Origin of the sequence: Cellulomonas septica, from assembly GCF_012396155.1 — a bacterium.
Lineage (GTDB): Bacteria > Actinomycetota > Actinomycetes > Actinomycetales > Cellulomonadaceae > Cellulomonas > Cellulomonas septica.
Genome location: NZ_JAAXOY010000115.1, coordinates 1 through 7,496 on the forward strand (window position 1 = coordinate 1; position 7,496 = coordinate 7,496).

General features: G+C 74.5%; 7 protein-coding genes. 6 read left to right on the forward strand and 1 reads right to left on the reverse strand.

The genetic code is table 11. The annotated features are described in order from the left end of the window. The 4 genes from HGA02_RS06510 to HGA02_RS06525 form a co-directional block, all read left to right on the forward strand. A partial coding sequence (locus HGA02_RS06510) for an ABC transporter ATP-binding protein (protein ID WP_168678344.1) occupies window positions 1-616 on the forward strand: 616 nt, incomplete at its 5' end. Then, window positions 603-1,520, forward strand: a complete 918-nt coding sequence (locus tag HGA02_RS06515) for an ABC transporter permease (protein ID WP_168678345.1) — start codon at window positions 603-605, stop codon at window positions 1,518-1,520. The genes HGA02_RS06510 and HGA02_RS06515, both read left to right, overlap by 14 nt. Window positions 1,521-1,647: 127 nt before the next feature. Continuing rightward, window positions 1,648-2,100 (forward strand): S-ribosylhomocysteine lyase, encoded by a 453-nt coding sequence (locus tag HGA02_RS06520; protein ID WP_168678349.1) that lies wholly within the window; start codon window positions 1,648-1,650, stop codon window positions 2,098-2,100. Next, window positions 2,097-2,819 carry a 5'-methylthioadenosine/adenosylhomocysteine nucleosidase gene (locus HGA02_RS06525; protein ID WP_168678346.1) on the forward strand — a complete coding sequence of 241 codons (723 nt, stop codon included), beginning with the start codon at window positions 2,097-2,099 and terminating at the stop codon, window positions 2,817-2,819. The genes HGA02_RS06520 and HGA02_RS06525 overlap by 4 nt, the downstream gene beginning before the upstream one ends. Window positions 2,820-2,917: 98 nt before the next feature. On the opposite strand, the gene HGA02_RS06530 is transcribed toward HGA02_RS06525, so the two are convergent. Continuing rightward, a complete protein-coding gene (locus tag HGA02_RS06530) occupies window positions 2,918-3,193 on the reverse strand; it encodes an acylphosphatase (RefSeq protein WP_168678347.1) in 276 nt (91 codons plus the stop codon). 161 nt (window positions 3,194-3,354) lie between these two features. Between HGA02_RS06530 and HGA02_RS06535 the strand changes: the two genes are divergently transcribed. Next, window positions 3,355-5,430: a CHAT domain-containing protein gene (locus HGA02_RS06535; protein WP_168678348.1), complete on the forward strand. Its 2,076-nt coding sequence runs from the start codon at window positions 3,355-3,357 to the stop codon at window positions 5,428-5,430. Further along, window positions 5,415-7,496: WD40 repeat domain-containing protein (locus tag HGA02_RS06540; RefSeq protein ID WP_425483034.1), on the forward strand; the 2,082-nt coding region annotated here is incomplete at its 3' end. The genes HGA02_RS06535 and HGA02_RS06540, both read left to right, overlap by 16 nt.

Below are 7,496 nucleotides of genomic sequence, written 5' to 3' on the forward strand. Positions count from 1 at the left end.
CCGGATCGTGGTGGACGCCGACCGCCGCGCCGCGGAGGCGCTCGACCGCGTCGGGCTCGGCGCCGCGGCCGACAAGCGGTACCGGCAGTACTCGCTCGGCATGAAGCAGCGGCTCGGGCTGGCCGCGGCTCTGCTGCGCCCGCGCGACCTGCTGGTGCTCGACGAGCCGACGAACGGCCTCGACCCGCAGGGCACGCGCGAGGTCCGCCACCTGGTGCGCGAGCTCGCCGACGCGGGCACGACCGTGCTCGTGTCGTCGCACCTGCTCGCCGAGATCGAGCAGGTGTGCACGCACGTCGGGATCATGCGCGCGGGGCGGATGGTCCTGCAGGGCGACCGGTCGGTGCTCGTGGCGCGCGGGGCGTCGCGGCTGCGGGTCACGACGACGACGGGTCTGGCCGGTGCCGCGGCGCGCGTGCTCGACACGCTCGGGCTCGACGAGGTCGCCGTCGACGGGCTCCAGGTCGACGCGCTGCTCGCCGACACGGCGCCCGCGAAGGTGTCGGCGGCGCTCGTCGCCGCAGGGGTCGACCTCGTCGGGTTCGAGGTGCGGCACCCGAGCCTGGAGGAGATCTTCGTCGAGCTGACCGGGGAGGGTTTCGATGTCGCACGCTGATCCCGCGCCGACCGCCGCACCGTCGGTCACGACCGTCACGTCCGCGGCCGTCGCGACCGCCACGCCTCCGCTGCGCCCGGTCCGCGGCGCGTTCGGCCGCATGCTGCGCAGCGAGCTGCGACTCGTGCTCGGCCGCCGCCGCAACCTCGTGCTGCTGTCCGGCCTGGGCGCCGTCCCGCTGCTCCTGGGCCTCGTCGTGTTCTTCACGCGCGACACCGCGATGGCGGGCGAGGGCCCGGGCTTCATCGGCCGCGTCACGGAGAACGGGCTGTTCCTCGTCGTCGCGTCGGTGTTCGTCTGCCTGCCGTTCCTGCTGCCGCTCACCGTCGGCATCGCGTCGGGCGACGCGGTCGCGGGCGAGGCGTCGACGGGCACGCTGCGCTACCTGCTCGTCACGCCCGTCGGGCGCAGCCGCCTGCTGGTCGTCAAGGCGATCGGGGCGCTCGCGTTCGTCGCGGCCGCGGTGCTCGCGATCGCGGTCGTCGGGCTCGTCGCGGGCGCGCTGCTGTTCGGGCTGCGGGACGTCGTGCTGCTCTCGGGCGACACGGTGCCGCTCGCGGCGGGGGCGTTGCGCGTCGCGGGGATCGTCGCGTTCGTCGGGCTGTCCATGACGGGCCTCGTCGCGGTCGGGCTGTTCTTCTCGACGCTCACCGAGGTCCCGGTCGGGGCGATGGCGGCGACCGTCGTCGTCGCGATCGTGTCCGGCGTGCTCGACACCCTGCCCGCGCTCGACGCGATCCGGCCGGGGCTGCTCACGCACCACTGGCTCGACTTCGCCGAGCTGCTGCGCCTCTCCCCCGACTGGGGCGTCGTGCTCGGCGGGCTCGGGGTGCAGGCCGCGTGGGTCGCGGTGTTCGCGTCGCTCGCGTGGGCGCGCTTCACGACGGCCGACGTGTCGTCCTGACCCCGAGCGGTCGCGGGCGTCCACGACGCGGGACGCCCGCGACCGACGGAAGCAGCACGGTGCCCGGACGGTTGACAATGGTGTCTCCGCATCGTCCGACAGGAAGCGTGCCGTGAACCAGCCTCGTATGAACGTCGAGTCGTTCAACCTCGACCACCGCACCGTCGCCGCACCGTACGTCCGCCTCGCGGACCAGAAGGTCCTGCCCGCGGGCGACGTGATCCAGAAGTACGACGTGCGCTTCACGCAGCCCAACCAGGGCCACCTCGAGATGCCGGCCGTGCACTCGCTCGAGCACCTGTTCGCCGAGCACTCGCGCAACCACTCGGACCGCGTGATCGACTTCTCGCCGATGGGCTGCCAGACCGGCTTCTACCTGATCCTCCAGGGCGAGTGGGACTACGACGACGTGCTCGGCCTCGTCCAGTCGACGCTCGAGGACGTCGTCGAGGCGACCGAGGTGCCCGCGGCCAACGAGGTGCAGTGCGGCTGGGGCGCGAACCACACGCTCGAGGGTGCGCAGGAGGCCGCGCGCGGGTTCCTCGCGGAGCGCGCCGGCTGGAGCACGGTGACCGCGTGATCGCCGTCGACGCCGTCGTCGTGACGGCCATGGCCGACGAGGCCGCGCCGTTCGTCGCGCGCGCCGACTTCGTCGGGCCGGTCACCCGCGTGGGCCACGCGCAGCACCGGATGCTCACGCTCGCCGGGCGGCAGGTGCTGCTCGTCGTGAGCGGCATCGGGCTCGTCAACGCGGCGACCGCCGCCGCCGTCGCGATCAACGCGACCCACCCCCGCGCGCTCGTGAGCGCGGGCAGCGCGGGCGGGGTCGGCGTCGAGGTCCGCGTCGGGGACGTCGTCGTCGGGTCGGAGTACGTGTACTCCGGCGCGGACGCGCGCGCGTTCGGCTACGAGCTCGGCCAGGTCCCCGGCATGCCCGAGGTCTACGCCGCCGAGCACGCGCTGCACGACGCGGCCACCGCCGCGACCGTCGACCTGCGCGTCCTGTCCGGCACCGTGCTGTCGGGCGACGCGTTCATCGACGCGTCGCGCGTGGACGCGATCCGCGACGCGTTCCCCGGCGCGCTCGCGACCGACATGGAGTCCGCGGCGCTCGCGCACACGAGCCACCTGTACGGCGTGCCGTTCCTGTCCGTGCGCGGCATCTCCGACCTGTGCGGGCCCGTCGCGAACGACGACTTCCTCACGCACGTCGACGACGCCGCGGACCGCTCGGCCGCGGTCGTCATCGAGCTGCTCCGCGCGATGGCCGAGGAGCCCACGCCGCACCTCGTGCCCTGACGCCCGCGCGGGACCGGGTGCCGTCGAGGTGCCCGGTCCCGGTCGCGTCCGGCCGCGTCCGGCCGCGTCCGGCCACCGACCCGCGCTCGACGTGACGGTCAGGGCTCGATCTCGAACGACACCCGGTGCCCGGGCGCCTCGTCGGTCACGTCGACCGACGTCACGGACGCCCCGCGCGGCCCCTGCCGCGCCCAGCCGACGAACGCGTCGACCGCCTCCGCGTCGCCCTCGACGACCGCCTCGACGGCCCCGTCGGACCGGTTCCGCACCCACCCGGCGACGCCGAGCCGCGCGGCCTCGCGCGCCGCGCTCCACCGGTAGCCGACGCCCTGCACGAACCCGTGCACGACGACGTGCCGCGCCACGCGCGTCATCCGACTCCCCCTCCCGGGCCCCTCGCCGGGACCACGCGTCGATCGTGGCACCGGTGCCCGGTATCTGCGCCCGTGCGGGGAGCACCTTCGAGGGTGAACGCCGGCGGCCCTGAAGGGGGCGGGGTCGCCGGGCCTACCACCTGGCCGCGCGGGGGCCCGTGATGGACGAGTACGCCGATCTCGAGATCCAGCTGTACCGCAAGGACGACGTCACCTACGGCATCTGGCCCGCCCTCACGCTGCCGCGCAGCGACGCGGACGCGCGCCTCGACGGCGACAGCGCGGGCTTCGTGGCGCACATCGACCCTGACGCGCTGCGCGACCTCGACCCCACGGAGTACGGCCGCGCGCTCGGCAAGGGCCTGTTCGGCGGCGGGTTCGGCGCCGCGTTCCGGCAGGCGGCGCAGACCGCGTCGAGCAACGGGGTGCGGCTGCGCGTGCGGCTCGTCGTCGACCCGGCGCCCGAGGCCGCGGCCCTGCACGGCGTGCGCTGGGAGACGCTGCGCGACCCCGACGACGACCGCACGCTCCTCACGGACGAGAACGTGCTGTTCTCCCGGTTCCTCGGCAGCCGTGACTGGCGCCCGGTGCGGCCGCGCTCGCGCGGTGACCTGCGCGCGCTCGTCGTCGTCGCGTCGCCCACCGACGTCGGGGAGTACACCCCGCAGGGTCGCGGTGCGCTCGCGCCGCTCGACGTCGAGGCGGAGCTCGACCGCGCCCGGGCCGCGCTCGGCGACATGGCCGTCACGGTGCTGCCCGGCGAGGCGACGCCGACGGCGACGAACGTCGTCGCCCAGCTCCGGCGCGGGTACGACGTGGTCTACCTGGTGTGCCACGGCTACCTGCAGCACCACGAGCCCGTGCTGCTGCTCGTCGACGACGACGGTGCGGGCGCACCGATGCTCGGCAGCGACCTCGTGCAGCAGCTCGGCGAGCTGTCCCGCACACCGGGCCTCGTGTTCCTCGCGTCGTGCCGCAGCGCGGGCGAGGGCGAGGACGCGCGGTCCGACGACGCGGGCGTCCTGGCGGCCCTCGGTCCGCGGCTCGCCGCGGCGGGCGTCCCCGCGGTCGTCGCGATGCAGGGCGACGTGACGATGGCGACGGCCGGCACGTTCGCATCGGCGTTCTTCCGCAGCCTCGACAGCGACGGGCTCGTCGACCGCGCGTGCGCGGTCGGGCGGGCGGCGGTGCGCGACCGGTACGACTGGTGGGTCCCGACGCTGTTCATGCGGCTGCGCAGCGGGCGCATGTGGTACGACTCGGGCGGCTCGCAGGGGCTGTTCGAGAAGTGGCCGTCGGTCGTGCGCGACATCGAGGACGAGAAGTGCACGCCGATCATCGGGCCGGGGATCAGCGACCTGCTGCTCGGGTCGCGGCAGGAGGTCGCGCGCGCGTGGGCGAACCGCTACCGGTTCCCGATGGCGCCGCACAACCGCGAGAGCCTCCCGCAGGTCGCGCAGTACCTCGCGATCAACCAGAGCCGGTCGTTCCCGCGCTCCGAGCTCGAGCAGCACGTGCGCCGCACGGTGATCGAGCGGTTCGGCGACGAGATCCCTGAGCCGCTGCGCACGGGCCGGCCGCCCATCGAGGACGTGCTCGCGGCCGGCTGGCACGCGCTGCGCGACCGCGGCGCGATCGAGCCGTACTCGGTGCTCGCCGACCTCACCGCACCCGTCTACATCACGACGCAGCCGACCCGGCTGCTCGCGAACGCGCTCGAGGCGGCCGGCAAGCAGCCCGAGGTCGAGCTGTGCCGCTGGAACGACGACATCGACTGGCCCGAGTCGGTGTACGAGCGCGAGCCCGCCTACCGGCCGACCGTGCAGCGACCGCTCGTCTACCACCTGCTCGGGCTGCTCGAGGTGCCCGAGTCGCTCGTCCTGACCGAGGACGACTACTTCGACTACCTCATCGGCGTCACGCAGAACCGCGAGCTGGTCCCCCGGCACGTGCGCGGCGCGCTCACCCGGACCGCCCTCATGTTCGTGGGCTTCCGGCTCGACGAGTGGGACTTCCGCGTCCTGTACCGCAGCGTCATGAACTACGAGGGCAAGTCGGCCAACGACCACACGCACGTCGCCGTGCAGGTCGACCCCGAGGAGGGCTCGACCAGCGACCCGGCCCGCGCCCGGGCCTACCTCGAGGGCTACTTCCGCGACGGCGCCCGCGTCAGCCTGTACTGGGGCAGCACCGAGCGGTTCGTCAAGGAGCTGCACGACCAGTGGGGGTCGCGGTGACGGGCGTCCTGCCCGACGTGCAGACGGGCAACCCGTACGTCGGACCGCAGTCGTTCCGGGCGGGGCAGCACCTGTACGGGCGCGCCGTCGCGCTCGACACGCTGTTCAACCTCGTCGTCGCCGAGCGCATCGTCCTGCTCTACTCCCCCTCCGGCGCCGGCAAGTCGTCGCTCATCAACGCCGCCCTGATCCCCGAGCTGAACCGCGAGGGGCTCGAGGTGCTGCCCGTGATCCGGGTCAACACGCCGCACGTCGCGACGATGCAGCCGCCGCCGCACAACCGGTACCTCATGAGCACGCTCATGTCGCTGGAGTCCGACGTCCCCGAGGACCGTCAGGTCCCGCTCGACCGGCTGCGCGACATGACGCTCGCCGAGTACCTCGAGCAGCGCCCCGACCAGGACGGCATCCCCGGCAACGAGGTGCTCGTCTTCGACCAGTTCGAGGAGGTCCTCAGCCTCGACCCGACCGACGAGGACGCCAAGCGCGCGTTCTTCGCGCAGGTCGGCGAGGCGCTGCGGGCCCACCGGCTGTGGGCGCTCTTCGCGATCCGTGAGGACCACCTCGCCGGGCTCGAGCCCTACCTGCGGGCCGTGCCGACGCGGCTGCGGACCCGGTACCGCCTCGACCTGCTCACCGCCGACGAGGCGTTCGACGCCGTCGTGCGGCCCGCGCAGGACGCCGGCGTCGAGTTCCGCGCCGAGGCGGCCCACGCGCTCGTCGACGACCTGCGCCAGGTCCGCGCGCAGCGGCTCGACGGCACCGTCGACGTCCTCGGCGCGTACGTCGAGCCCGTCCAGCTCCAGCTCGCGTGCACCACCATCTGGGCGCGCCGCGACCCCGGCAGCACGGAGATCACCACGGCCGACGGCGTCGCCGGCGGGTCCGTCGAGCAGGCGCTCGCCGACTACTACGACCGGCGCGTCGCCGAGGCCGCACGCGTCACCGACGTCCGCGAGGACGTCATCCGGGACTGGTTCGAGCGTCGGCTCATCACCCCGCAGGGGCTGCGCGGCCAGGTGCTCGAAGGCCCCCTCGGCACCGCCGAGGCCGACGGGCCGATCCTGCGCGAGCTCGAGCACCTCATCCGCCCCGAGACCCGGCGGCAGGCGACCTGGTACGAGCTGTCGCACGACCGGTTCATCGAGCCCGTCCGGCGCAGCAACGCCCGCTGGCGCGCGCAGCACCTCACCGGTTTCGAGCAGGCCGCCGCGCTGTGGGACGAGAACGGGCGGCAGCGCCGCCTGCTGCTGACGGGGTCCCACCTCGCGTCCGCGACGGCCGACGTCGCGACCCGGCGCCGGCCGCTGCAGCCGCACGAGCGCGAGTTCCTCGAGGCGTCCCAGGCGCTCGAGGCCGACCGGCGGCGCGACCGGCGGCGACGCCTCTGGATGCGCGTGCTCGTCCTCGCGCTCGCCGTGCTGCTGGTCGCCGCGATCGGGCTCTACGGCCAGACGCAACGGGTGCTCGACACCGCCAAGGCCGACCGGGCCCGCGAGCGGACGCTGTTCACCGCACTCGCCGACCTGGACCAGGACGCGGAGAAGGCCGCCCGCGCCGCCGTCGACGTCGGACGCGACGACCTGAGCGGCGACGAGCCGCTGGGGTCCAACACGCGCGACCTGCTCCACCTGGCCGCGACGTCGACGCCCGTCGTCACCCTGCTCGACACCGACGGGCCCGTCGACGTGCTCGTCGAGTCCCTCGACGGGCAGACGGTCGTCACCGTCGACTCCGCCGTGACCGTCTGGGCGCGGGAGGTCGACGACGCCGGGCGCACCACGTTCGCGCGTGCCGCGACCCTCCTCGACGGCGAGTCGCCCGTCGCCGCCGACGTCAGCGCCGACGGCTCCGTCGTGGTCGCGGGCCTCGAGGACGGCACGATCGTCGTCTGGGAGCGGGAGGACGGGACCACCGCGCGCTGGGCGGGTCCGGCCGGGCTGCACACCGTCGTCGCCGCGCCCGACGGTCGCTCGGTGGTGTCGCTGGGACCTGACACGTCGGCCACCCTGTGGGCCGTCGACGGCGGCCGGCGGGCCGACCGGCACCGCCTGTTCGACGCGACC